The 24367-nt window shown below is 64.2% G+C and carries 17 protein-coding genes and 1 tRNA gene; 6 read left to right on the top strand and 12 right to left on the bottom strand.

Annotated elements, in window-relative coordinates:
* Positions 1–67 precede the first annotated feature (67 nt).
* Positions 68–1255 carry a hypothetical protein gene (locus tag ACRARE_RS06805; protein WP_432655672.1) on the top strand — a complete coding sequence of 396 codons (1188 nt, stop codon included), beginning with the start codon at positions 68–70 and terminating at the stop codon, positions 1253–1255.
* A gap of 38 nt (positions 1256–1293) precedes the next feature.
* Here ACRARE_RS06805 and ACRARE_RS06810 read toward each other — a convergent pair whose 3' ends face one another.
* Positions 1294–5181 (bottom strand): anti-phage protein Upx-like protein, encoded by a 3888-nt coding sequence (locus tag ACRARE_RS06810; RefSeq protein ID WP_432655673.1) that lies wholly within the window; start codon positions 5179–5181, stop codon positions 1294–1296.
* 453 nt (positions 5182–5634) lie between these two features.
* The gene (locus ACRARE_RS06815) at positions 5635–6012 is read right to left on the bottom strand and encodes a winged helix-turn-helix transcriptional regulator (RefSeq protein WP_071971572.1); all 378 of its coding nucleotides are present in this window, start codon (positions 6010–6012) and stop codon (positions 5635–5637) included.
* Between the two features lie 130 nt (positions 6013–6142).
* Between ACRARE_RS06815 and ACRARE_RS06820 the strand changes: the two genes are divergently transcribed.
* Complete coding sequence (locus ACRARE_RS06820; RefSeq protein ID WP_432655674.1) at positions 6143–6751, top strand: NAD(P)H-dependent oxidoreductase; 609 nt, start codon at positions 6143–6145, stop codon at positions 6749–6751.
* Positions 6738–7439 (top strand): glutathione S-transferase family protein, encoded by a 702-nt coding sequence (locus ACRARE_RS06825; protein WP_432655675.1) that lies wholly within the window; start codon positions 6738–6740, stop codon positions 7437–7439. Before ACRARE_RS06820 ends, ACRARE_RS06825 begins: the two co-directional genes overlap by 14 nt.
* A gap of 563 nt (positions 7440–8002) precedes the next feature.
* Here the strand turns inward: ACRARE_RS06825 and ACRARE_RS06830 are convergent.
* A tRNA-Leu gene (locus ACRARE_RS06830) sits at positions 8003–8086 on the bottom strand.
* A gap of 175 nt (positions 8087–8261) precedes the next feature.
* Between ACRARE_RS06830 and mnmH the strand changes: the two genes are divergently transcribed.
* Both mnmH and selD read left to right on the top strand, forming a co-directional pair.
* A complete protein-coding gene (mnmH, locus tag ACRARE_RS06835; RefSeq protein ID WP_432655676.1) occupies positions 8262–9329 on the top strand; it encodes a tRNA 2-selenouridine(34) synthase MnmH in 1068 nt (355 codons plus the stop codon).
* Entirely contained in the window at positions 9326–10366 is a 1041-nt protein-coding gene (gene selD / locus ACRARE_RS06840; RefSeq protein WP_432655677.1) for a selenide, water dikinase SelD, read from the top strand. The genes mnmH and selD overlap by 4 nt, the downstream gene beginning before the upstream one ends.
* A 54-nt stretch (positions 10367–10420) precedes the next feature.
* Here selD and ACRARE_RS06845 read toward each other — a convergent pair whose 3' ends face one another.
* From ACRARE_RS06845 to ACRARE_RS06885, 9 genes are all read right to left on the bottom strand, one after another.
* Positions 10421–11008, bottom strand: a complete 588-nt coding sequence (locus ACRARE_RS06845; RefSeq protein WP_432655678.1) for a hypothetical protein — start codon at positions 11006–11008, stop codon at positions 10421–10423.
* A gap of 50 nt (positions 11009–11058) precedes the next feature.
* The gene (locus ACRARE_RS06850; protein WP_432655679.1) at positions 11059–14760 is read right to left on the bottom strand and encodes an error-prone DNA polymerase; all 3702 of its coding nucleotides are present in this window, start codon (positions 14758–14760) and stop codon (positions 11059–11061) included.
* Complete coding sequence (locus ACRARE_RS06855; RefSeq protein WP_432655680.1) at positions 14757–16331, bottom strand: Y-family DNA polymerase; 1575 nt, start codon at positions 16329–16331, stop codon at positions 14757–14759. Before ACRARE_RS06855 ends, ACRARE_RS06850 begins: the two co-directional genes overlap by 4 nt.
* Positions 16273–16896 carry an ImuA family protein gene (locus ACRARE_RS06860; protein ID WP_432655681.1) on the bottom strand — a complete coding sequence of 208 codons (624 nt, stop codon included), beginning with the start codon at positions 16894–16896 and terminating at the stop codon, positions 16273–16275. Before ACRARE_RS06860 ends, ACRARE_RS06855 begins: the two co-directional genes overlap by 59 nt.
* A gap of 241 nt (positions 16897–17137) precedes the next feature.
* Positions 17138–18463: a Mur ligase family protein gene (locus tag ACRARE_RS06865; RefSeq protein WP_432655682.1), complete on the bottom strand. Its 1326-nt coding sequence runs from the start codon at positions 18461–18463 to the stop codon at positions 17138–17140.
* Between the two features lie 317 nt (positions 18464–18780).
* On the bottom strand, positions 18781–20232 hold the full coding sequence (locus tag ACRARE_RS06870; protein ID WP_432655683.1) for an N-acyl-D-amino-acid deacylase family protein: 1452 nt from the start codon (positions 20230–20232) through the stop codon (positions 18781–18783).
* A gap of 28 nt (positions 20233–20260) precedes the next feature.
* A complete protein-coding gene (locus tag ACRARE_RS06875) occupies positions 20261–20794 on the bottom strand; it encodes a TRAP transporter small permease (RefSeq protein WP_432655684.1) in 534 nt (177 codons plus the stop codon).
* Between the two features lie 28 nt (positions 20795–20822).
* The gene (locus tag ACRARE_RS06880; protein ID WP_432655685.1) at positions 20823–21806 is read right to left on the bottom strand and encodes a TRAP transporter substrate-binding protein; all 984 of its coding nucleotides are present in this window, start codon (positions 21804–21806) and stop codon (positions 20823–20825) included.
* A 59-nt stretch (positions 21807–21865) separates the two neighbouring features.
* The gene (locus tag ACRARE_RS06885; RefSeq protein WP_432655686.1) at positions 21866–23152 is read right to left on the bottom strand and encodes a TRAP transporter large permease; all 1287 of its coding nucleotides are present in this window, start codon (positions 23150–23152) and stop codon (positions 21866–21868) included.
* Positions 23153–23341: 189 nt separating this feature from the next.
* Between ACRARE_RS06885 and ACRARE_RS06890 the strand changes: the two genes are divergently transcribed.
* Positions 23342–24265 carry a LysR family transcriptional regulator gene (locus tag ACRARE_RS06890; protein ID WP_432655687.1) on the top strand — a complete coding sequence of 308 codons (924 nt, stop codon included), beginning with the start codon at positions 23342–23344 and terminating at the stop codon, positions 24263–24265.
* Positions 24266–24367 lie beyond the last annotated feature (102 nt).

Genomic DNA, 24367 nt, shown 5'->3' on the forward strand with positions numbered 1-24367 from the left:
CTATCGCTTTCTGCGAGAAACCCGTTGTTTCGGTGGCGCGGCGTTAATTTTTTAGTGCGGATGAAATATGGAAATCAGTGATATTATCCCCAAAGACGGTGTTCCTCAGCAGATCTACTGCAGCAACTGTAATGCACACACCGAACTTTCTTTTTTTGACTTCGATGAAACTGTCTCTGGGGTCGCCATCAAAATTTGCGGTCTCCCGGTACTGAGGTGCCCACAATGCGGACACGAACAGCTTCCGGACGGTTCACGTTTTGCGATAGTAAATCTCCACAAAGAGGCTTTTGAGCGATCATCAAAGGTGGTTAGGGTCAATAGGCGGAAACATACTGAAAAATTTGGGTTCACGAATGTACCTTTTATCTTTGACCCTGACGATTATTTCTACATTCCTGGTTTGTATCGTTCCTTTGATGAAGGATTCCTCCAACCCGTGTTTTTCAATCGCAGTGTGCTATTGAAGTACGACAACTCCCCTGACTACAGCGTGAAATTCGCATCGACTACCTACGGATCGATTGACACTCAAGAGGACAGCATAAGCTTTGGTCTCAATCGTCATGGACATGTCGTCATGTGGCTTGGAGATATCGCCAAGCTGCCTGAGAAAGAGCAATTTTACCTGCGCTCAGAAAACATTCCTTCTGATCATTCGCTAGGGAGCGAATTCTATGATGGTCAGATAGAAGCGGTGTTCACCGAACTCGCCAAAGAAGAAGTGCTGTTCCGCCTTCGATCTGAATTCCTAAGCAAGAGCCTTGCCCGGTTTGGTGTTGCGCTTGGTCACCTCGAGGCGGAGGCTTATGATCTTGCGCTATCCTTCACTCCACCGGTCGTCGATACGCCGAAAGAGCGGCGTCACGTCGCCGACACTTTGAACAAGGTCTATTTGGAATCTCTGGATAACGCTGCGCTCAACGGAGTCGTAAAGAGCCTTGGCGTAAAATCTCCGGGGCCCGGAAGTTTGAAGCGTTTGCAGACCATAATGGAAACAATGGCATCAAACAAAGAGGTCGCGGCGCTTATGTCGCCCCTTTATGTGCTCTACGACCTCCGCGTTGCCTACTCGCATTTGGCGCCGGGATCAAATCCGCCTCAGCTGGAATCCGTGACAAGACGCCTTGGCCTAGAACCAGATGCATCGCTCTTTGATATCTATGAAAAGCTCATTGATGGCCTTTCAAATACTTTTTCTAGGATGAGCGAAATATTGGAAAACGCTGGTGAGTACAAAGCTGTTCCGCACTAGATCACTACCGGTTGCTAAGTTCTGCCACCAGACCCAGCCTAAGAACCGCTTCGTTCGCTGCCGAATGTCGGTTCAATCTCCCGAAACGTTACTACTGCGACGCTGTACTCCTCTCCAACTTTTGCAAACTGCAGGGGGGTCGCTTGGCTCATGAGCAGAACCCGCTCTATAGCGTTCACTTCGAAGCCGGCAAACGTCGAAAGCGCTTGGCGGTTTTCTTCGATTTCTTCGCAGCGGTTCAAATGCTTTCGAAGAAGGTCGGGTTTTTCGTTTGGCTTCACCTTGCCTTTGTATTTGCTAAGTAGCCATGCGATGTCGCTCATAGTCTTGGCAAAGGAAAGGTCCTTGCACTCGACAACCAGCACACGCCTCTGGTCTTGGTTCCAAGCCAAGACATCGACATCACCAAAGCCCTGCTTTTTCGCACGAGAGAGAATTTGCCCATCTGATAGATTTGCCTCGGCCTTCCAGCCACAGCGACGAAACTCTTTCGCCACCGTTTCATTGAACTCTTCTCCCTCGCTACCATTGATCTTGCCCATCCATTTGAACATGCTTCCGCCAGTGCGAAAGAACTTCTGATCAAAATCACCGAGGCGCGCATCAGAGACGAATTTCAGAATGTGCGAGTATGTCATTGCCGGAGCAACAAGACAGGTCGGATCATGGCGCGTGTCGAGCTGAATGATCGGTCGTGAGACTATTGAGAGTTGGCGCTGGAAGCGCCAAGGGTGCCAGCTCGACTCCTCAAAACCCTCCGGTACATCGTTCCATGATGCTCTGGGCGCGAAGAGGAAAGGTTCTAGGCACGCTCTTAATCGCTCTTCTTCCAGCCCTGTGTCGGCTGCCAAACGAGCCAAAAGTACGGAAAGCCGCATTGGCATCACCGCCTTGCGATCAGTGTGAGCGATTGTTTCGAAGCCGCCGAGAACTGCTGCTATCTCATCGATGGAAGAGCCATACTCATCAAACCAAGCCTGTTCGAACGTCTCGTCCAACTCTGACTTGTCCGGCTTTGGGTGATTATTTTCCCAAGCCCCTGGCTCGGCATAGTTTTCAACATAGGCGTCTGCGGCATCGCGTAATGCCTGCGACTGAAAGCTCTGTCCAAAGGGTGTGATGACATCATCCGAGAACGAGTGATTCATCATCACATCGCCTGCGGGTGATATCTTGATCTCCGCTGGCATCATCCCTGCTTCCATAGCAACCGAGTAGCCTCCGAGGTGATGAAGCAGCGCGGCGCGCGACATGAGTTGAGCAAGATCATACCGCCCGGGCGTCAAACCGTCATCAAGTGGGCACTCTGATGCGGCAGCTTCCACAACCAGCCTGGAAGCCATACTCGCGGCATTCAATTTTGCAATCGACTCCGAAGCTTCATCCGTCGCACCTCCCTCGACTGTACTTAGCGCATTCACCGAAGCGAAGGTTCTTCTCCAAGTTTCGAATTCCTTCATCGCAGCTTCATGGTTTCGAAGCAGGGCGTAGATTGTCTCAAAGCGGTTGAATTTGGAAAGACTGGCCTTCAGTTCGCTCACAACCGCAAGAACCAGCTGGCGAAGATAAGTTTTGCAGTCCTGAAGTCCATTGATATAAAGGCCTTGCGAAGGGTCACGGCACTTCCAACCTAGACCAAGGCGCGACTGCGCATCATCGAGAGATGTGATCTTGACGACTGATCTTGGTAGATCGTCCCTGACGAAATCGCGGACGTTTGGGACAGTAAAGCTGTGAAAGTGCCTCGCATGTTCAGAGGGCATCACAGCGCTTACAACGTCCTCGATTTGCGCGTCTTCAACGGCGTCTTGTAGCTGACCAAGAATACTGGAAACCATTGCACGGACAACAATCCGCTCTCCGAGATTATCGTGACGTTGCGACGAGAGGAGATATCCCTCATGCAATTGAATTCTGGCAGCAGCATATCCCGCAATTTCGATCGGTTGCGTGCTTACTTGGCTAGATATCTCCTTCTCATCGGGGGTGGTCGTAGCCTCCACGGGCATTTCATGGTCGTCAAAAAATGCCTCAAGGCAGACATTGAGGTTTTCCGTGGTCACGGTTTCATCCAAGTGTCGGAAAACCTGCTCGCTCCAGTGCATCACCATCGCAAGCATGTGGTAGCTCAGTGAAGCGTCCGTGCCTTGCGGGACACGACCCTCTATCCAATAGGTTCCCTTTTTCCCTAGATAGACTGATCTCCACAAGTCACCACCGATACCTTCAAGGTCAACGTAAAAGGGAGATAGCTCATCGGTGCCGTATCTCGGCGTCCCACTGTTCCGCCTAAATCGCGATACCGTTCCATCGGGGCGTCTCAGCGTTTTGATATGCGCGCCAAGATTTGCTCTCTGACGCAGGTTCAGATTTGAGTTGATCGGTAGATGAAGAAAGCTTGCTCCAGGAGCATCCAGAAAATCGTCCTGAAGCTTTTCGTGCGGAACAATATGCCCGTGGTTCTCCATCATCCACGCGTACAAGTTCAGAAATCCGTTAGCATTTAGGATTTCGATCCCCATCGCCTCGGCGCTGCGCTTTGCATCCAAAACACGGAATATTTCCAATGGTGAAAACGAAGAGAGACGCGACAAAGTGAAGGCGTCAAAGGCAGGCATCATTTCAATGCGCCAGCTTGGTGGCAGTTCATGCAACCCAAACCCAAATCCACGCCCCCAACCACAGCCGATGACAAGGGTGACAGCCTCCCGATATCCCGCTCTTTCCGAAACCCCGCTGTGTGCTTCTTCTATTGCGCGCCTTACAAATTCGGCCGTCTTGTCGAAGTCGTTGTGTCCTGCAAAGGTACCATCCTCATAGCCGTCGAAGCTATCGACCACGAAGACAACGTGAAGATATCTGCCAGAGTCGATTTCTTTCGTGGCATGGGACACATAAAGACCAGCATAATTTGAAAATTGCGGCGTAAGGCGAGTATCCCCCAAAAACGGCTCTGATGAGAAAAGACGGGTATATGCATTTGCAATCGAGGTGTACAAAACCTCTTGCATGCCTGCTTTAATACATTGCTCAATGATGAAATGGCGGATTGCTAATCCTATAACGCTTGGCGCGAAAAATATCAGACCTTTCTTTGTCTCGTAAACCGGATGCGCCTCGACAGGGGTATGACCAGGTTGGATCTTGCCTAGTAGCTTAAAGGTATCTTCGTGAATGATGAAGGGCTGTAGCTCTTGCCTGGTGACGCCAATTTCATCCAGCTCATCGAAAGAAAAGGTGACTTTCTTCATCAGCTGTGACCAGACTTCAGCGCCTGGCTTTCCAATTTTTGAAGCTGGTACTGTGTTTCCAACGAGGAACTCATCAACATCAACTCGCTCAGACATCTTCTGAGATACTCTCAAGAGCGCCCGCACCGAGCTTTTCAGAGCGAGATAGGCTCCGCGATTGGGCATAAAATTTAAAGCATCCAGGAATATCTGTGTTTGGAATGCGTTTCCTTCCGAGGTGCCTTCAAAGAGCAGAAATGATTCTGATGAGAGCGCAACCGGAGCGACGAAAACATCCTCCGCAGGATCTTCCAAGCGGCCACATGTGCCGTCGTCAAGTTGGTTAAACCAAGCGGAGGCCTTTCCCGGAGTGATTGAGACCCGGCCACGCGCGAACATAAGCGCAAGGTGGATAAGGACTTCAAGCCGTCGATTGTTCGACTGGAACTCAGGCAAGGTCAGCATCGCGCCAAAACATGACAGGCAAGAACTAAGTGAACAGTTCTTCATAGCTCGAATGACTACGGGATACTCGGCTGCGAAATCACCGTAGTACATGCTCAGCTGTGGCATTATGATTTCATCGATGTTCGGCTGCCCCGTTACCGATAGCTGCGCGGCATTCATGTCCGGTGGGCCAGACTTGCCTTTGATGAAGTCTGAGATCAGCTTAAATACATCATCTTCTTCGTTCATTTTCGCGAAATCACTTGCTGCTCGTTGTGTCCCACTTCAGTTGCAAGAACTGCGCCAAGCCGAATTCTTTCAGCGATAGCATATCCATCTGGTGTGCGCCGGACTGCGGGAAGGACACACTAGTATCTTTCGTTTGCTCTTACCACTGCGATTGAGGGGACGCTGAGAGACCAGTGTTCAGTCCGAAGTTTACCTATGACAGCAAATCAGACTAACGTCCGCTTTGGCAAAGCTGCGCTGCGGCATTGGCAAACGCGCTTAAGGTCTGGAATGGGCCGGAAGCGCCGAGGGGCGCGGCCGGCGAAAGCCCGGTTGGCGTGTCCACTCCCTGCGCATTGCTGACGTTCATGCCTGACGCAGCGAACGTCGGCTCCTCGCCCTTAATGTCGGTGCCTGGGTTCATGCTGCGTCCTGCACAAATGTCGCGGAAGGGCCGGTAGCGCTCTCGACAGGCTATCTCTTTTCAGCGGTCAAACTCTTCGGAAGGCCCTCACTCCACTTCCGCAACTCATCCAGAAAACCCAGGGCTGTGCGCCCGAAATCAGTGATTTCGTAAACCACGGTGATCGGGGCGGTATCACACACCTCGCGCCTGACCAGCCCTTGATCTTCCAGTTGCCGCAAGCGTTCCGTGATCATCTTCTTCGATGCACCGCCGATCATCCGGGCGAGGTCGTTGAAGCGCACCGGCCCATCCTTGACGTGCCAGAGGATGGAGCCGGTCCATTTCCCTCCGATGATCCGCATCCCGCGCTCAATGGCGCAGGGTTCGGTGCAGGCATTGGCCGCGCTCCGTCGGCCGGCACCGTCTACTTCGATCTTTGCATCCATCGTTTTGCGCTCCGCTGGTCCGCTTCGGAGTAGGTTACAAAAAGTATACTGGTTGTTTTTGTTTCCTACCACGGTCATCTCATCCCAGACCCCGCCGAAGTCAAGCGGGCGCAGCAACGGAAGAGACGAAATGAGCAAGATCCACATCCTGAACGGCGCGCAGCCTTATGAATTTGCCCCCGGTAAACTCAACAAAACGCTCGCGGAACGCGCCAAGGCTACATTTGAAGCACAGGGGCACGAGGTCCGCCTGACGACGGTGGCCGCCGGTTACGACGTGCAGGCCGAGGTGGACAGCCACCTTTGGGCGGACGTGGTCCTCCTGCAGTTCCCGGTGAACTGGATGGGCGTGCCGTGGTCGTTCAAGAAATACATGGATGAGGTCTACACGGTCGGCATGGGCGGTCAGCTCAGCAATGGCGACGGCCGAAGCGCCGCTGCACCGAAAGCGAATTACGGTATGGGCGGTAAGCTGGCAGGCACGCGTTACATGATCTTGGCCACGCTGAACGCCCCGGCAGAAGCCTTCGACGACCCGGCAGAGTCGTTCTTCGAGGGCATGTCTCTGGATGACCTCCTGCGTCCGGTCCATCTGAACGCCAGGTTCTTCGGCATGACGCCGCTGCCGACCTTCGGGGCCTTCGACGTGATGAAGAACCCCGACGTGGCGTCCGACCTGGCCCGGTTCGACGCCCATCTTGCCACGATCTTCGGGGAGCTCACCGATGATGCGGCCTGATATCGTTCTCTACACCGCCAACACCATGAACGGCTGGAAGCCCCTGATCTTCCTGCACGAAGCGCAGATCGACTACGAACTGGTGCCGATTGATTTCGGCAAGAAGGAGCAGAAGGCGCCCGATTACCTGCGTCTGAACCCGAACGGGCGCATTCCGACCATCGTGGATCGCGGCGCTGATGACTTCGCGGTGTTCGAGAGCGGCGCGATCCTGTGGTATCTCGCCGAGAAATACGATCGGTTCCTCAGCCACGACTCCAAGGAGCGCTCGGAGACGCTGCAATGGCTGATGTTCCAGATGGGCGGGATCGGCCCGATGATGGGCCAGGCGATGTTCTTCCAGCGGATCGCCAAGCCGAATGGCGATGAGGTGCCCTACGCCATTAATCGCTATGTGACCGAAAGCCGCCGCCTGCTGGAAGTGCTGGATACGCGGCTCGAAGGGCGCGAGTGGCTGGTAGGTGATGCGATGTCCATCGCCGATATTGCGACCTACCCTTGGGCACGTAGCTATTTCTGGGCCACGGTGAACGTCGACGGGCTGCCGCACCTGCAGGCGTGGTTCGACCGCATCGACGCCATGCCGCGGGTTCAAGAGGCGCTGCAACTGCCGGAGCCGCGACCGTCGGCGTTCGGTCAGGGCGACACGGATGCCGCGGCTGCAGAGAACGCAGCCAGGTTCCGCTGAACACCTGACGCGCTGTTGCTGGGGGTGGTCCGGACAGCGCGTCACTTTTCCGGGAAACTTTAGGCACGGGGCAATGTCCGCTTGTAGGTGCTGCGATGCGACAGCCGGACTGTGTTTGAAGGTCCGGAAAGGGCCGATAGCACCGGCCGCACTAGGCGTGCCCCTGGCGAGCGCCATGTCCGCTACCTGCGCCTTGCTGACCTTACCGTAGACTAAAGTGAATGACCGCAATCCGCGCTTCTTGTCGGCGCCTGGCCTCATGCTACGACTTGCTCGAATGTCTTCGAAGAGCTGCTACCTGCATCTAGATTCGTAGACGCATTGGTACCTAGCTTCAGCGATGTCGTGGTCTATTCGATGGCGCGTGGTCGATAGCTTTTGCAACCGACCCTGAAAGGCGTTGGAGAGTATGCAATGTTGTTGAGCACTTTGCCGCGATGCTCATGCGGTGGTCATGGGGTAGATCATGAACGCAGGGGGAACCTGCGAAACAAATTGCGAAACCGCCAGCGTCCGACACGCCCAAGGCAGAAGCAGCTTTGGAAAAGCCCATAAAATCAAAATGGTGCGGGTGAAGGGACTCGAACCCCCACGCCAAAGGCGCCAGAACCTAAATCTGGTGCGTCTACCAATTCCGCCACACCCGCAACCTGTCCCGCGCCGCCCTGGGGCAAGGCGCGTGACGTGCTCTGTAGCAAAGCGCCCCGCCGGATTGAAGCGGAAATCGCAAGGGGGCGCGCCGCTGTGCTTTGCTCCCGGGGTGGGGCGGCTCGACGTGCGGCCCGTGCTTCCCAGAAGGCCGCACCTGCGCTATCTGGAATCATGCCGATCCAGCTGACCGCCCTTTCCAATCTCTTCGCCCATGGTTTCGACGATGTGATCGACGTGCGCGCGCCCGCCGAGTTCGCCGAGGATCACATTCCGGGCGCGATCAACCTGCCGGTGCTGGACGATGCCGAACGGGCCCGGGTCGGCACGATCTACAAGCAGGTCTCGCCTTTTGACGCGCGCAAGATCGGCGGCGCCCTGGTGGCGCGCAATGCTGCCCGCCATATCGAAGAACGCCTGCAAGACCGCGATGGCGGCTGGCGCCCGCTGGTCTATTGCTGGCGCGGCGGCCAGCGCTCGGGCAGTTTCGCCACCATCCTGCGCCAGATCGGCTGGCGGGTGGAGACCATCGAGGGCGGCTACAAGGCCTTTCGCGGGCTGGTGGTGCGCGCGCTTTACGACGATCCCTTCCCGGCGCCGGTGCTGCTGCTGGACGGCAATACCGGCTCGGCCAAGACCGAACTGCTGAAGATGTTGCCGGGGCTGGGGGTACAGGTGCTGGACCTTGAAGGGCTGGCCAACCATCGCGGCTCGCTTTTCGGGGCCATGGGCGTGCAGCCGCAGCAGCGCGGGTTCGAAACCGCCCTGGCCATGCAGGTGGCGCGGCTGGATCCCGCCCGCCCGGTGGTGGTCGAGGCCGAAAGCTCGAAGGTGGGGGCCTGTCGCCTGCCGCCCGCGCTTTGGGCGGCGATGAAGGCCGCGCCGCGTCTGGTGCTGGAGGCGCCGCTGGAGGAACGCGCCGCCTATCTGACCCGGGCCTATGCCGATGTCACCGCCGATCCGGTGCGGCTGCACGGCATCCTGGACACGCTGCGCCCCTATGTGGCGGCGAAACAGGTCGAGGCCTGGCACGCCGCTGTCGCGGCGGGCGATTTCCCCGCGCTGGCCCGCTCGCTGATGGCGCTGCGCTATGACCCCGGCTATGCGCGCCACCGCGCCCGCATGGACCCGGCCCATGTCACCCCGTTGGCGGTGCCCAGCCTGGCGCCCGAGGCGCTGCCGGACCTGGCCGCGCGTATCGCCGCCCATGTCGCAACCCTGATCCCAGGAGAGACCCCATGACCGCATCCCCCCTGCGCCTGACCGCGCTCAGCCACGGCGGCGGCTGTGGCTGCAAGATCGCCCCCGGCGTCTTGTCGGACCTGCTGGCGGGCACCCGGGCCCTGCCGGTGCCGCCCGAGCTGTTGGTGGGCATCGGCAGCGCCGACGATGCGGCGGTCTACAAGATCTCCGACAGCCAGGCGATTGTCGCCACCACCGACTTCTTCATGCCCATCGTCGACGACCCCGAGGATTTCGGCCGCATCGCCGCCACCAATGCCATTTCGGATGTCTACGCCATGGGCGCCCGGCCGCTTTTCGCGCTGGCGGTGGTGGGGATGCCAGTGAACAGCCTGCCGCCCGAGACCATCGGCCGGATCCTGGAGGGGGGCGCCCGGGCCGCCGCCGCGGCCGGGATCCCGGTGGCGGGGGGCCATACGATCGACTCGGTCGAGCCGATCTATGGGCTGGTGGCCATCGGCCTGGTGGACCTGGACCGGATGAAGCAGAACGATCAGGCGCAGGCGGGGGATCTGCTGGTGCTGGGCAAGCCGCTTGGGGTGGGGGTCTATTCGGCGGCCTTCAAGAAAGAGCAGCTGTCAGAGGCGCAATATGCCGAGATGATCGCCACCATGACCCGGCTGAACACCCCCGGGCCCGATCTGGCGGCGCTGCCCGGGGTCCATGCGATGACCGATGTGACCGGCTTTGGCCTGGCCGGGCACGGGCTCGAGATGGCGCGCGGCTCTGGCCTGCGGGCCGAGGTGGAGTGGGGCGCGGTGCCGCTGTTGTCGGGGGCGCGGGCGCTGGCCGAGGCGGGCCATGTCACCGGTGCCTCGGGGCGCAACTGGGCCAGCTACGGGGTCGAGGTCACCCTGGAGGGGCTGGGCGAGGTCGACCGGGCGCTGGTCTGCGACCCGCAGACCTCGGGCGGGCTTCTGGTGTCCTGCGCGCCCGAGGCGCTGGAGGCGGTGCTGGCCACCTTCCGCCGCCACGGTTTCGACGCCGCCGCCCCGGTGGGCCGGATGGTCGCGGGGCAGGGGATCGCTTTTGGTTGAGGGGGGCTCCCACTTGCCTGCCTCGGGCAAAAGCGGAACGCCCGCGCTCCCTCTCTAGGGATTGAGAGCGAAGTAAAGCCAGAGGTCTGCAAGGGGCCCCTCAAGACGATACGCGAGGTCCACTTGAGCGCTTGAGTTCATTACCAGCGCGTCGTGGGCGCGAATGGACTCTTTCCGAAAATCGGTATCATCCCTATATTGTATCGTTAGGATGAAGAGACCAACCCGGCAGTCTGCTTCACCTTTCATATGGGCCTTGGTGTCTTTGTTGGCGGCCTGCATCCTTTTGTCGAAGTCTGATTGGTTAAGGGTTTGCTCGTCCCACAGGCTCTTCGCCTCCAGCCCCCAGCAATAGCTGTCGTCAGCATTGCTCATCCAGAGGTCGTATCGTCCATTGTGATGGGCGCGTCCTCTCGTGTGCCGGTGTTTGACGGCTGCATATTCGGTGAGGGCCATGTGTCCTGCGAGGGTGGCGGCATTGCCCAGGGAGGCAACGTTTGCCGTCTCGTTATTTGCGAAGAGGTCGTATCCGTTCCCCCAGTATTCGTATCTTTTCCGGAGAATCTGGATTTTCTGTAGCCATTCCTGCCAGGCGCGAACTTCCCGCAGTCTGCCGTCGCCAAATATGCGTGTGATTTCCATTTTTCTCCCCCCTGAGTTTTTTGTTTTCTCTGGGTGAGATGGTTTCCATGTCAATGAAAATCGCGGCTGGGAAACAGCCGCTTGGCCTGTTCGCGGGGGTGGTTGGCCGTGGGTTTGGCGCGGGCCGGGCGGGGCACGTCGGGGCGGCGCGGGGCGTCGTCAGCCTCGGGGTGGGTCACGCCCACCTGATCGCTCAGCGGATGGCCCAGCTGGCCCAGGCGGTGCGACAGATCCTCGATCCGCTGGGCAATCACATGCACCACGATCCCCTCGCGCTGGATATAGCCCGTCACCCGCAGCAGCCGCCCGCCCATCACCGCCCGGCGGTAGGCCTCGTAGAGTTTCGGCCAGACCACCACATTGGCCACCCCGCTTTCATCCTCCAGCGTCAGGAAGATCACGCCAGAGGCGGTGCCGGGGCGCTGCCGGGTGATCACCAGCCCGCAGATCGTCACCCGACCGGGCGGCGTGGTGGCCAGTTCCCCATGGGGCAGGGTGTCGGGCAGGGCGGGGCGCAACAGCTCCATCGGGTGGGCGCGAAGCGACAGGCGCATCGAGACGTAATCCTCGACCACCTCCTCGCCCAGGTGCATGGCGGGCAGCTCGACCTTGGGTTCCACGCCCCCTTCGCCATCCAGCGCATCGTCGAACAGCGGCAGCGGGCGCGGGGCGCGGATCGCCTTCACCTCCCACAGGGCATCGCGGCGGGTCAGGCCCTGGCCGGCGAAGGCGTCGGCCTCGGCCAGCTTCTCCAGCACGGATGGCGCCAGACCCGCGCGCAACCACAGGCTTTCGGGATCCGGGTAGCCGTTGCCGCGCGCCGCCACGATCCAGCCCGCGTCCTCTTCGCGGAAGCCCTTGATCTGGCGAAACCCCAGGCGCAGGGCCAGGGCGCCGTCGGGGCGCCGTTCCAGCCGGTTGTCCCAGTGGCTGGCGTTGACGCAGATCGGCCGCACCTCGATCCCATGCTCGCGGGCATCGCGCACGATCTGCGCCGGGGCGTAAAACCCCATGGGTTGCGAGTTCAGCAGCGCGCAGGCAAAGACCGCCGGGTGGTGGCGTTTCAGCCAGGAGGACACATAGGTCAGCATGGCAAAGGCCGCCGCGTGGCTTTCGGGAAAGCCGTAGTCGGCGAAGCCCTCGATCTGGCTGAAACACAGCGCCGCCACCTCGGGGTCATAGCCATTGGCCAGCATGCCGCCGATGAACTTGTCGCGGAAGACGCCGATGGTGCCCATGCGGCGGAAGGTCGACAGCGAGCGGCGCAACCGGTCGGCCTCTTCGGGGGTGAAACCGGCGCCCACCACGGCGATCTGCATCGCCTGTTCCTGGAAGAGGGGCACGCCCAGGGTCTTGGCGGTCACCTCGGCCAGGGCGGGGCCGAAGGGTTCGGGTTCCTCCAGCCCTTGTCGCCTTCGGATATAGGGCTGCACCATGCCGCCCTGGATGGGGCCGGGGCGGACGATGGCCACCTCGATCACCAGATCATAGAAGGTGCGCGGCCGCATCCGGGGCAGAAAGTTCATCTGCGCCCGGCTTTCCACCTGAAAGACCCCGACCGCATCGGCGCGGCACAGCATGTCGTAGGTCGCCGGATCCTCCTGCGGCACGGTGTCGAGGGTCAGCGCGCGCTTTTCATACTCGGCCAGAAGGTCAAAGCTTTTGCGCAGGCAGGTCAGCATCCCGAGGCTGAGGACATCGACCTTGAGGATGCCGAGGGCGTCGATATCGTCCTTGTCCCATTCGATGACGGTCCGGTTTTCCATCGCCGCGTTCTCGATCGGGCAGAGCGCATCCAGCCGCCCCCGGGTGATGACGAAACCGCCGACGTGCTGGCTCAGGTGGCGGGGAAAGCCGATGATCTCGCCGATCAGGCGGATGGTCTGCGCCAGGCGCCGGTCGCTGGGGTCAAGGCCCAGCTCGCGCATCCTTTCGGGGTCGGCGCCGCGCCCCGACATGCCCCAGATCTGCCCGGCCAGGGCCGCCGTCACATCCTGGCTTAGGCCCATGACCTTTCCCACCTCGCGGATCGCCGCGCGGGATCGGAAGTGGATCACCGTGGCGCAAAGGCCCGCGCGGTCGCGCCCGTAGCGGTCGTAGATCCACTGGATCACCTCTTCGCGGCGTTCGTGTTCGAAATCCACGTCGATATCCGGCGGCTCGCCCCGGTGGCGCGAGACGAAGCGTTCAAAGACCATGCCGATCATGTCGGGGCTGACATCGGTGATGCCAAGCGCCCAGCACAGGATCGAATTGGCCGCCGAGCCGCGCCCCTGGCACAGGATCCCGACAGAGCGGGCATAGGCGACGATGTCGTGCACGGTCAGGAAATAGGCGGCAAAGCCCAGCTCTTCGACCACCGACAGCTCTTTCTCGGCCAGGGCGTGATAGCGGTCGGGGATGCCATCGGGGCAGCGGCGGCTGAGGCCCGCGCGCACCAGCCGGTCCAGCCTGTCTTGCGGCGCCTCGCCCCCCTCGGAGACCTCGTCGGGGTAGTCGTAGCTGAGATCGCCCAGGTCGAAGGCGCAGCGCGCGGCGATCTCGCACGAGCGGCGCAGGGCGGCGGGGTGGCGGCGGTAGAGGCGGGCCATGTCGGCGGGGGCCTTCAGGCGGCGTTCGGCATTGGGCAGGGCGCGGGTGCCGATCTGGTCGATGGTCAGCCCTTCGCGCAGGCAGGTCAGCACATCGGCCAGTTGGCGCCGCGCGCCGTGGTGCATCAGCACGTCGCCTACGGCCACCATCGGCGCCGAGGCGGCCAGGGCCAGCTGTGCGCAGGCGTCGAACCAGCCCTGGTCCGAGCCGTCGTAGCGCGGCGCAGCGCCCAGGAAGACATGGCCCGGGAAGCGCCGCTGTACCTGGGTCACGGGGCGGCGGGCCGAGGCCAGATCGCGCGGCGGCAGGGCGATCAGGATCATTCCCTGGCCATGGGCCAGCAGATCGTCAAGCGACAGCAGGCACTGGCCCTTTTCGGCGCGCCGCTTGCCCAGGGTCAAGAGCTGCGACAGCCGCTCATAGGCGGCGCGGTCGCGGGGCAGGGCGATCCACTCGACCGGGCAGTCGCGCAGCACCAGGCGGCAGCCGGTGATCAGCCGGGGCAGCTGCGGGACGCGGGGGGGCGCCAGGGCGGGTTTCGCGGGCAGGGGCAGGCGCGACGAGGGATCGACCCGGGTGTGCGAGCGCACCACGGGGCCGGGCGCGGGGCTGGACGGGCGCGCCGGGTCCTCCTCGGCCGCTGGCGCTGCCTCGTCGGGGGCGGGGGGCGCGTTGTCGGCGGCTGCGTCGTCGTGGTCCGGCGGGTCTTGCCCCTCTGCCGCCTCGCGGGCGGCGCGGCGCAGCTCTTTCAGGGCCGACCAGGCGCGCACCACGCCCGCCAGCGAGTTGTGGTCGGTGATGGCGATGGCCGCCAGGCCCAGCTCGGCGGCGCGGGTGACCAGTTCCTCGGGATGCGAAGCGCCGGTCAGGAAGGTGAAATTCGACGTGGTGCACAACTCGGCATAGGCAGGGGGCGCCTCATCCGGGGTCTCGTCCGGGGGAGTAGAGGCCGACCGGGGGCGCGCGCCGGGGCTGGCTGTGCCGGGGGCCTCGGAGGCGGCGTCGGGCCAGGGGCTGTGCCCGGTGGGATCGGCAAGGGTGGGGGCCGGGGCGTGGGGGCCTGGCGCCGGGTCCGTCTTTGGCACGACCTTTTGGTCTGCGTCGCCGATGACGGGCGCAACCGGGCGGTGCGGGGCCGGGGCGGGCAGCGCGGCGGTCATGCGAACTCCCCGGCGACGAACCAGGCCGGATCCTGGGGGGTGTGGAACAGCCACAGCCGCCGCCCCTCGCGGGTGTCCACCGTCCAGTAATCGCGCAGGCCCCGGCGCCAGTCGGGCAGGTCGAACCACCATTCGGGCGCGATCCGTTCCGGCCCGGTCACCTGCAGCGGGGTCAAGGTCATGCGCCGCCAGCGCAGCGGCGCGGGCGGGCGCGGGCCCTGTCCGGCGATCGGTTCGGGGGGGAAGAGGCGCAGGGGCCGGGGGCGCGGCGCGGCCCAGGCCCCGGCGCCCGCGCGATTGGCGGTGTCGGGCTCTGCGGCGGCGGGGGCGTCGAAGGCGGCGGCGACCACCTGGAAGGCGCGCTCGGGGATATGGCTGTCGGCGGGGCGGAACCGCTGCACGTTCTCCAGCCCGATGCGGGTGCCGATGCGGGTGATCAGATCCTCGATGCGGGCCGCGCCGCCGCCCGCGCGGGGCGACATCTGGCGGGCGGGCAGGGGTTCCACCAGGGTGGCTTCCAGCCGCATCTGGTCGATGCCATAGCCCGCATCCACCCCCTCCAGCCCGCGCCGGAACAGCGGCAGGATCCGCGCCGGATCGCGCATCGGCGCGGCCAGGCGCAGCTCGACCTGGCGGCTGTCGCGATCAACCCGGCGCAGGGTCAGGCAGAGGGTGCGCGCCCCTGCCTCCTGCCGGTCCAGGGTGGCGCAAAGCCGCTCCAGCAGGCGGCGGGTGCCCTCCATCACGTCGGCCTCCAGCCCGATGGGGTCGGGCAGGGTCAGGCGGGTGGCGTAATGGGGCGCCTCGGTGGCGGGGCTGACGGCCTCGGCCTGGCGGCCCATGGCCTGATCGAGGCGCGCCAGCAGGGCCGGGCCGAAGCGGCGCGCCAGGGGGGCGCGGGCGGCGACCTCCAGCGCGCCGATCTGGCGCAGGCCCAGCCGTTCGAGGCCCGCGACCTGGGCCGGGTCCAGCCGCAGGGCGGCGACGGGCAGCGGCGCCAGGGTGCGGGCGGTCTCGCCCGGGGGGGCGCGGAAGACGGGGGGCGGGGCCGAGGAGGGCCGGTCCGTTCCACCGCTGACCGGAACGGCCTCGGGCGTGCCGAAATGGGCCAGGGCCCAGGCGGCGCCCCGGGTGTCGGCCAGGCCCGCGCGCAGGGTCAGCCCGGCCCGGGCGGCGCGGGCCGCCATATCCTCCAGCAGGGCCGCCTCGCCGCCCATCAGATGGGCCGATCCGGTCACGTCCAGCACCAGCCCGTCGGCGCCGTCGATCCCCACCCAGGGGCAATAGCGCAGCGCCCAGCGACGCAAGCCCTCCAGGAACCGCGCCTCGCGGTCGGGGCGGGCGGGGTCGGTCATCAGGCCCGGGCAGAAGGCGCGGGCATCGGCCAGCCCCATGCCACGGGCCAGCCCCGCCGCCTCGGCGGCGCGGTTCAGGCAGTGGATCCGCTCGGCATTGCCCTCGCGCAGGGTCAGCGCGAAGGGCCCCTCCAGCGGGCTGACGCGCAGAACCCGGTCACTGGGCAGGCGGGGAAACCACATCGAGGCGATACGTCGTCCGGTTCCAGCAGACATCCCAGGCTCCAAGTGTTCCCGATTTGTTCTTGATAAGTTGCCAGCGCAGCAAAGTCGAGTCGGCCCCCCCGGCCCGCGCCCCCGCCCAAAGCGGCTGCACCCGCCAGCGGGTCTCGGCGGCGTTCGAGCCCATGCCCTCGGGGATCAGGCACAGCCCCGTGGCGCCGCCGGTCTTGGCCGCCAGTTGCAGCCGCCGCCCCTCGCGCAGGTCCAGCGGGCGGGTCACCTCCAGCAGGACAAGGGCGACGGCGCTGTCGCGCAGCGCCTCTTCGGCCACCGCCAGGGCGTCGACGGCATCGGGGGCGCGGGCCAGGATCAGCCGCGACGGGTCGAAGAAATCCGCCAGGCCGAGGGGACTCAGCTGGTCGCGCATCCAGGTCTCGCGGATCCAGATCAGCGCCCCGGCCCGGGCGCGGGCACAGGTCAGCGCGGCAAAGGCGGTGGCGCCGGCGCCGCAGACCTCATGCACCCGCGCAGGGCGCAGCGGGAAGGCGCTGGCAAAAAGCGGCGCGGGGCCGCCGTGGCGGGCAGAGGCGGCAGACAGGGAGGGTGGCAGCGAGGACATGGGCAGATGACAGGACAGGGCGAACGGGCGCACGAAGACAGGCGGACAGGTGACAACGACAGGGCAGGCCGGACGCGCGAGCAGGGCGCGCCGACCTGCGGACCCCTGCCCGGGCGGACGAGTCGCCCGGGCAGGGTGTTCCTGTTCTGTTCTACATGATTCCGGAAGGCCCGGCCAAGCCCCTTCCCACGCGGCGGCGGGTCGCCGCGACGGGCGCGCGTACCTCGGACCCGGGCGGGCCTCAGCCCTCCAGCCGCCGGAACAGCGGGTTCTTGGGGTCGCGGGGGTGGAAGCTGCTGTCGCGCTGGCGCTTGACCGCCTTGGGCGAATAGCCCGAGGTCAGGGCCAGGCAGTCGTGGCAGGGATGATTGCGGCCGCATTTCTCTTGCCAGCAGGCCACCTCTTCGCGGAAGGCCAGGGCGGCGCGTTCCAGATGCAGGGCGGCAGAGCCCTTCAGCAGGATCAACTCGTCCGGGCGGGCGGTCTCCTTGAGGTAGCCCGTCAGCGATTTCACATCCGCGAAGCTGCGGAACCGTCCGGCGGCGATGTCCTCGTCCGAGGCGCGGGCGTGTTTGGCGCGCTCGCCCAGGATGATCACCTCGTCGGCCACCTCGCTGGCCTGGGCGTAGACATCGGAATACTGCCGCCGGTTGCTGCCGCCGAAATCCGAAACGCCGGAGAGGACGAAGCGTTTGTAGGGGGCGCGGGCCGTGCGCAACAGATCCAGGCTCAGCCCCAGGGTGCGCGCGGGCGCCTTGGCGGTGTCCATCACGAAGCTGGGCCCGCCCGGCACCTCCAGCGTGTCGCAGCGGCTTTGCAGCGGGGCCACCTGGGCGATGCGCTCGGCCACGATCTCGGGCGGGACGCCCAGTTCCAGCGCGGCGGCGGCGGCGGCGGTGACCGGCAGCCAGAAGTGGCCGACGACGAATTGCGTTTGCAGATCAAGCGTGCCGCCGGGCCATTCCAGCGTCAGGCGCAGCCGCTCGGGCCAGGCGGCCTGGATGCGCATGGCACGATAGGTCAGCCCCTCGCCCTGGCCGAAGGTGACCACCTGGGCCTGGCGCGCCTCCGCCTTGTCGGCCATCGACATCACCCAGGGGTCATCGCCGTTCAGCAGCGCCACCCCGCCGGGGCGCAGCGCCTCGACCAGCTGCGCCTTTTCCCGGGTGATGTTCTCTTCGGTCTTGAACCTCGAGCGGTGTTCCATGCTGATCATCGTGACGATGGCCAGGTCGGGGGCGATCATCTGCGCCGCCTCGCGGAAGAAGTCCGACCCGGCGCCCAGCTCGTGCACCGAATAGCTTTCGTCGCCCGTCAGCAGGCGCATGGTTTCCACCACCGGGTAATAGGTGTTGTGAAAGACCTGCATCCGGGTCGGGCCACGGGCCGCCAGGATATGGGCCAGCAGGGTGACGGTGGTGGATTTGGCCGAACTGCCGGTGACCCCGATGAAGCGCGCGGGGCTGCGGCGACGCCGACGCAGGGCCTGCTGCCGCTTCAGACTGCGTTTCAGATTGCGCGCCGCAACACGCAGGGCGCTGTTGCGGTTGCGCTCTGGCTTGGTCATGAAAATGCTCCTTCAGCGGATCGGCCGAAATAGACCGCCCGGGTCGTTCCGGACCGTTTAATGCCGGGGAAGCGCCCAAAGGGTCAAGGCCAGGGCGGCGTCGGGCGCGCGCGCTGGCAAGGGTCTGCCGCCCCTTGCGGTACGGCCAGGGGCCATCAGGGATGCGAAGGGACGGGCGAGACGCGAAACGGGCCGCCCCTGGGTAGGGGACGGCCCGTGCCCCGGCCGGGGACAGGGCCGGGGCTGCGCCGGCAGGGCGGCGCTCGCCGGTCGTGACCGGATCCGCCTGCCGACAGGGCTTTGGGGCGATGCGGGGCTCAGACCACCTGGGTGGGGACGGTCTGGGTCAGCGGGCGGCCGGGCCGCGCGCCGGTCTTTTCACCAAAGGCGAAGACCTCGGTGCCGTTGACGAAGACCCGGTCGATGCCATGGGCAGGCTGGATCGGATTGTCGAAGGTGGCGCCCTCGCGGATCGTCGCGGCGTCGAAGATCACCAGATCGGCAAAGGCCCCCACGGCGATGCGCCCGCGCCCGCCCAGGCCGAAGCGGTCGGCGGGCATCGAGGTCATGCGCTTCACCGCCGTTTCCAGGCTGAACAGACCCACGTCGCGGGCATAGTGGCCCAGCACGCGCGGGAAGGTGCCCCAGACCCGGGGATGCGGATGCTTGCCCGTGGGGATGCCGTCGGAACAGATGATCGTGCGGTCATAGCTGAGGATGCGCTGCACGTCCTCTTCGGCCATGATGAAGAAAATGCCGGTGGCGGGCAGCAGCCGTTCCATGGCGCCGTCCAGGTCGGTGCCCCATTCCTCGGCGATATCGGCCAGGTCGCGGCCCGCCATGTCGGGATAGGGCTCGCTTTCGGCGACGATCACCCGGGTCGCCTGCTTGTGCCGCCCGGAATTGAGGATGGTCGAGGAGGCCACCCAGGGGGTAGTGTCCAGTCCGCCGTCATGGTCGGCGATGAAGTCGTCGATCATCTTCAGCGTGGTCGAGGAGAGGCCGTGATTGGCCAGGCCCGCGCATTTGTGGTGCGAGACATGCACGCCGCAATGGCTTTGCCGCCCCACTTCGAAGGTCTCTTCCAGGGCTTCGATCACCCGGTCGCCCTCGTCGCGCATATGGGTGACGTAAAGCTTGCCATGGCGCTGCGCCACGCGGCCCAGTTCGATCAGCTCTTCGGTGGTCGAGGCCCGCGACGGCGGGTAGAAGGGCCCGGTCGAGACGCCGATGGCGCCTTCGCCCAGGGCCTCGTCCAGGTCGGCGGCCATCTGTTTCAGCTGGTCGGGCGTTGCCGCCTTGGTCAGGTCGTCCAGCGCATTGGCGCGCAGGGTGGACTGGCCGATCAGACAAGCGGCGTTGACCGCGGGCGGCTCGGAGGCGATGCGGGCGTGATAGTCGGCATAGCTGGAGAAGATCAGGTCGGGCCGCTCGGCGATCATGCGCAGCTGGCCGGGCAGGTTCTCGGGGCGTTTGACCGGCGCGATGGAGAAGCCGCAGTTGCCGTTGATCACGGTGGTCACGCCCTGGTTGGTCATGAACTCCATGTCGGGCTGGGTAAACAGCGCGGCGTCATGGTGCACATGGGGGTCGATGAAGCCCGGGGCGAGGATACGGCCCTTGGCCTCGATCTCGCGCCCGGCGGTCCAGTGATCCAGTTGGCCGATGGCGACGATCCGGTCGCCGGTCACCGCGACATCACCCGGCCGGCGCGCCGCGCCGGTGCCGTCGATGATCTCTGCCCCGCGGATGATCATATCTGCGTGCATGGGGAAACTCCTTGAAAAGGCTTGGGAATTACGTCGCGTCGTTGTCCGGCTGCGGCGGTCCATCCTCGCCGCACCAGCGCGCGACAAGGTGGAACAGGGTGAAGAGGATCATCAGCGGCACCGCCACGGCGACCCAGACGGTCGAGAAGGGCAGCGCATCGGCCATGGACCGGCTGTGGCGCAGCAGGAAGCCGCGCGCCGGGTTCATGCCGGGGCCGTAGAAGACGTGCCACAGGATCGGCAGCAGATAGATCAGCACCACCGCCGATTTCATGATCTCGGCGGCCACGGCCAGCAGGCCGCGGGTCGAGGTGGTGCCGTTGAACAGGGCCGGGTCGAAGCGCCGCTTGTAGCTCATGGTGGCGCCCAGAAGCCCCGCCCAGATCATCGCGTAACGCGCCAGTTCCTCGGTCCAGGCGGGGGGCTGCTGGAAGATGTAGCGCGCCACCACCTGCAACATGACGGCCCCCACGAGCACGACGATCGCGAGGCCCGACAGGACCGTGGCCACACGGTCCAGCCCGTTCGAGATCCCGATCATTCCGCGTGCGATTTTCTGCATGGGAGCCGTCCTTTTTATCCGCTCAGGGTCACTTGGCCACGGCCGCCTTGGCGTCTTTCCAGGCCGCCAGGTCGTCTGCGGTCATGGTGTCTGCCCAGACGGTTTCGGACAGTTCGGCCATCTTGGCGCGCTCGCCCTCGGCCAGCTCGGTATAGGTCACACCCAGGCCTTCATGCTTTTCGCGCACCGAAACGGACCAGTCGGCGACCCAGGCACGGTTGGCCTCGATGCCGGCGGCGACGGCGCCGTCGATCAGGGCCTTTTCGTCATCCGACAGGCTGGCGAACCAGTCTTCCGAGATCAGCGCGACGCGGGTCGAGGGCGAGATGCCCGCCGGGGTGAAATACTTCAGGAAGTCGGTGTGCCCGGTACGGATGGCGCTGTTGGGGGCGTTGAAATAGCCGTCGGCCACGCCGGTCTGGATGGCATTGGCCACTTCCGACCAGGCCACGATGGTGCCGGTGGCGCCCAGGGCCTCCTGGAAGGCCAGCTGTTCCTTGTTCAGCGCGCGGAAACGAAGGTCGCCCATGTCCTCGACCGTGGCGATGGGTTTCTTCGCGTTGTGGATGCCGATGGAGGAACCGATGTAGTTGAAGCCGACGATGCGCACACCGTTCTCGACCAGGGGCGCGTTCATCTCGTCCAGGATGGCGGTGTCGTTGATGATCGCGTCGAACTCGGCATTGTCGGCGAAGAAGAAGGGCAGGGCCACGCCCTTGACCAGCGGCGACATGCCGTAGGTGGTGGAGACGGTGGCCAGGTTCACCTCGACCAGACCCTGGGCGACCTGGTCGAAACGCTCTGCCTCAGAGCCCAGGGTGCCCGAGGGGAAGATCGACACCTCGAACTCGGTCCCTTCCAGGGCCTCGGCGAAGCCATGGGCAAAGGCCGCTTCGGCGTTGGTTTCGGGATCGTCGACGCCGTTCATGGCGATCTTGACTTCGCTGGCCTGGGCGGTGGCGGCGATCAGGGCCAGAACGCTGGCGCCGAGAGTGGCTTTGAGAAAGGTCATTGTAGGCTCCTCTGTTGGTCTTTGGTCTGTTGCGGTGTTGGGAGATTTGTTTTCCGGGCTTATTGGGCCAGCCCCAGGGCGCGGGGCAGGGCCAGGGTCAGATCGGGCATGTAGGTCAGCACGATCAGCAGCACGACCTCGGCCAGGAAGAAGGGGAAGGTGGCGCGCATCAGGCGCCAGTAGTCCATCTTTACCGTGGTCGCGAGGATCAGCAGGACACCGCCAAGGGGCGGCGACAGCAGCCCGATGGTGATGTTGAAACAGATGACGATCCCGAGGTGGACGGGGTCCACGCCCATGGCCAGAGCCACGGGAACGAAGATCGGCGCGAAAAGGGCGACGGCGGCCTTCACATCCATCACCATCCCGGCGCAGAGGAAGATCACGTTGATCAGCATCAGGTACTGGATCGGGCCCAGGCCCCAGCCCTCGATCACCGCCTGGATCGCCTGCGGCCATTGCAGCAGCGCGGCCAGGTAGCTGAAGGTCGAGATGGCGCATAGGATGATGAACAGCCCGCCCAGCATGACGCCGGTCCGTTGCAGGCTGGCGCCGATGTCCCGCCAGCCCAGCTTGCCATAGCCCAGACCGATCAGCAGGGCGGCCACCACGGCCACGGCGGCGGCCTCGGCCGGGGTCATGAAGCCGAAGAGCGTGCCGCCCAGGATGATGACGGGCAGCAGCATGGCGGGGGCGGCGCGCAAGAGCGAGGGGAAGAAGCGCGGCACCTCGGCATCCTTGCCACCCGGATGGTCGTCACGCCAGGCGTAGAAGGCGTTCATCGCCATCAGCATGGCCGCCAGCAGCAGGCCGGGCACGATGCCTGCGGCAAACAGCGTGGTGACATTGGTCTCCATCAGCGCGCCGTAGAAGATCAGGATCGAGCTGGGTGGGATGATCGGCCCGATGATCGAGCTGGCCCCGGTGATGGCGGCGGCATAATCCAGCGAATAGCCCCGGCGCCGCATCTCGGGCACCAGCGAGTTGCCCAGGGCCGCCGCGTCGCTGACCGCCGAGCCCGAGACCCCGGCGAAGAAGACCGAGGTGGCGACGTTCACATGGCCCAGCCCGCCCTTCAGGCGCCCCAGGAAGCTCATGCAGAAGTCGATCAGCGCCGAGGCCAGGCCGCCCCGGTTCATCAGATCGCCCGCGAAGATGAACAGCGGCATGGCCAGGAAGGCGAAACTGTCCAGTTGGCTGAACAGCCGCTGCGGCAGGACGGCCATGAAGCTTTCGCGCCCGGCGGCGATGAAGGTCAGGATGGCCGAGGCGCCGATCACATAGGCGATGGCCGACCCGGCAAGCAGCGCAAGCGTGGTGAAGGCGAGGATTAAGGCGGCTGGCACGTCGCGGTCCCTGTCATTCCCTGGGGCCCCGTCTGGCGGGGCACGGTCCGGGGCGCCTTGGGCGGCGCCCACTGTTGTATGACGGGTAAGCTTGCCCAGTCGGGGGCGGCGGAAAATAGAAAAGATTTGGCCCGCCCATAGTATTCTTCTATATGTTTTTCGAAAAAGATCTTTAGGCGGAGAGAGGTCATGCGCCCTATCACCTTGCAAAGGTTGCAGGTTTTCTGCGCGGTCTATGAGAATGACTCGATCTCGGCCGCCGCCCGGTCGCTGCGCCTGTCGCAGCCCACCGTGTCGCGCCACCTGCGCGATTTCGAGGCGGCCCTGGGGCTGTCGCTGTTCGTGCTGGACAAGGGGCGGGTGATGCCGACGGCCCAGGCCGATGCGATCTACGGCGAAAGCCGGTTTCTCTTCGACGGGGTGACCCGGCTGGAGAACCGCATCGAGGCGCTGCAAAAGGGCGAGGGGCAGACCCTGTCGCTGATGACCGTGAACATGCTGACCCCGCATTTCGTGCCGCGCGCCGTGGCCCGGGCGCTGGATGCGCTGCCGGGCCTGTCGCTGACCCTGGACGTGGGGACGCTGGCACAGCAATTGGCGGCGCTCAGGGCGGGGCAGGTGGACCTGTGCATCGTCGCGGGCCGGGTGCAGGCCGAGGATGTGCGCCTGGAACGGCTGGGGCAGGGGCGGCTGCGCCTGCTGGTGCCGCCCGAGGGCGCCATTCGTGGCCCCGGCCCGGTGCCGGTGGCGCAGCTGTCGGGGATGTCCCTGCTGGGCTCGACTCTGCGCGGCCCGGTGGGCAAGGTGCTGGCGCAGTCGCTGGCGGGCAGCGACGTGGATTTCTCGGCCCAGGTGACGGTGAACTCGCTGTCGCTGGTGCCGCCGCTGTGCCAGGCTCTGGGGGCGGCGTCCCTGGCGGATGAGTTCACCATCCATTTCCAGAACACCGCCGGCTTCGAGGTGCTGGACCTGGCGCCCGAGGTGATCTTTGACATCTACGCCATGACCCTGGGGCCGGTGCAGGCGGGCTCGGCGGCGCGGATCTTCCTTCAGGACATGCGCCGCCTGCTGGCGGAATGGGAGGCAGGCGCCCGCCCGCCCGCCGGGGGCTGAGGGCCGGGCGGCGCGCCTGCATCGGTCCCTGGCGGTCCCTCTGCGGGGGGCGTCCGGTGCGCCCTACGATTGCGAATGCGGGTTCTGAACCGAAGAGTTCAG

Origin of the sequence: Pseudooceanicola aquaeponti (genome assembly GCF_050897975.1) — a bacterium.
GTDB lineage: Bacteria > Pseudomonadota > Alphaproteobacteria > Rhodobacterales > Rhodobacteraceae > Pseudooceanicola.

Excerpts from the sequence above, each read along its gene's own strand:
- ACRARE_RS06825 (WP_432655675.1), top strand. The coding sequence starts at position 6,738 with ATGATGCGGCCTGATATCGTTCTCTACACCGCCAACACCATGAACGGC.
- ACRARE_RS06810 (WP_432655673.1), bottom strand. The coding sequence starts at position 5,181 with ATGAACGAAGAAGATGATGTATTTAAGCTGATCTCAGACTTCATCAAA.
- ACRARE_RS06870 (WP_432655683.1), bottom strand. The coding sequence starts at position 20,232 with ATGCACGCAGATATGATCATCCGCGGGGCAGAGATCATCGACGGCACC.
- ACRARE_RS06865 (WP_432655682.1), bottom strand. The coding sequence starts at position 18,463 with ATGACCAAGCCAGAGCGCAACCGCAACAGCGCCCTGCGTGTTGCGGCG.
- ACRARE_RS06815 (WP_071971572.1), bottom strand. The coding sequence starts at position 6,012 with ATGGATGCAAAGATCGAAGTAGACGGTGCCGGCCGACGGAGCGCGGCC.
- selD (WP_432655677.1), top strand. The coding sequence starts at position 9,326 with ATGACCGCATCCCCCCTGCGCCTGACCGCGCTCAGCCACGGCGGCGGC.
- ACRARE_RS06850 (WP_432655679.1), bottom strand. The coding sequence starts at position 14,760 with ATGACCGCCGCGCTGCCCGCCCCGGCCCCGCACCGCCCGGTTGCGCCC.
- ACRARE_RS06855 (WP_432655680.1), bottom strand. The coding sequence starts at position 16,331 with ATGTCTGCTGGAACCGGACGACGTATCGCCTCGATGTGGTTTCCCCGC.
- ACRARE_RS06820 (WP_432655674.1), top strand. The coding sequence starts at position 6,143 with ATGAGCAAGATCCACATCCTGAACGGCGCGCAGCCTTATGAATTTGCC.
- ACRARE_RS06880 (WP_432655685.1), bottom strand. The coding sequence starts at position 21,806 with ATGACCTTTCTCAAAGCCACTCTCGGCGCCAGCGTTCTGGCCCTGATC.
- ACRARE_RS06860 (WP_432655681.1), bottom strand. The coding sequence starts at position 16,896 with ATGTCCTCGCTGCCACCCTCCCTGTCTGCCGCCTCTGCCCGCCACGGC.
- ACRARE_RS06890 (WP_432655687.1), top strand. The coding sequence starts at position 23,342 with ATGCGCCCTATCACCTTGCAAAGGTTGCAGGTTTTCTGCGCGGTCTAT.
- ACRARE_RS06845 (WP_432655678.1), bottom strand. The coding sequence starts at position 11,008 with ATGGAAATCACACGCATATTTGGCGACGGCAGACTGCGGGAAGTTCGC.
- mnmH (WP_432655676.1), top strand. The coding sequence starts at position 8,262 with ATGCCGATCCAGCTGACCGCCCTTTCCAATCTCTTCGCCCATGGTTTC.
- ACRARE_RS06875 (WP_432655684.1), bottom strand. The coding sequence starts at position 20,794 with ATGCAGAAAATCGCACGCGGAATGATCGGGATCTCGAACGGGCTGGAC.
- ACRARE_RS06805 (WP_432655672.1), top strand. The coding sequence starts at position 68 with ATGGAAATCAGTGATATTATCCCCAAAGACGGTGTTCCTCAGCAGATC.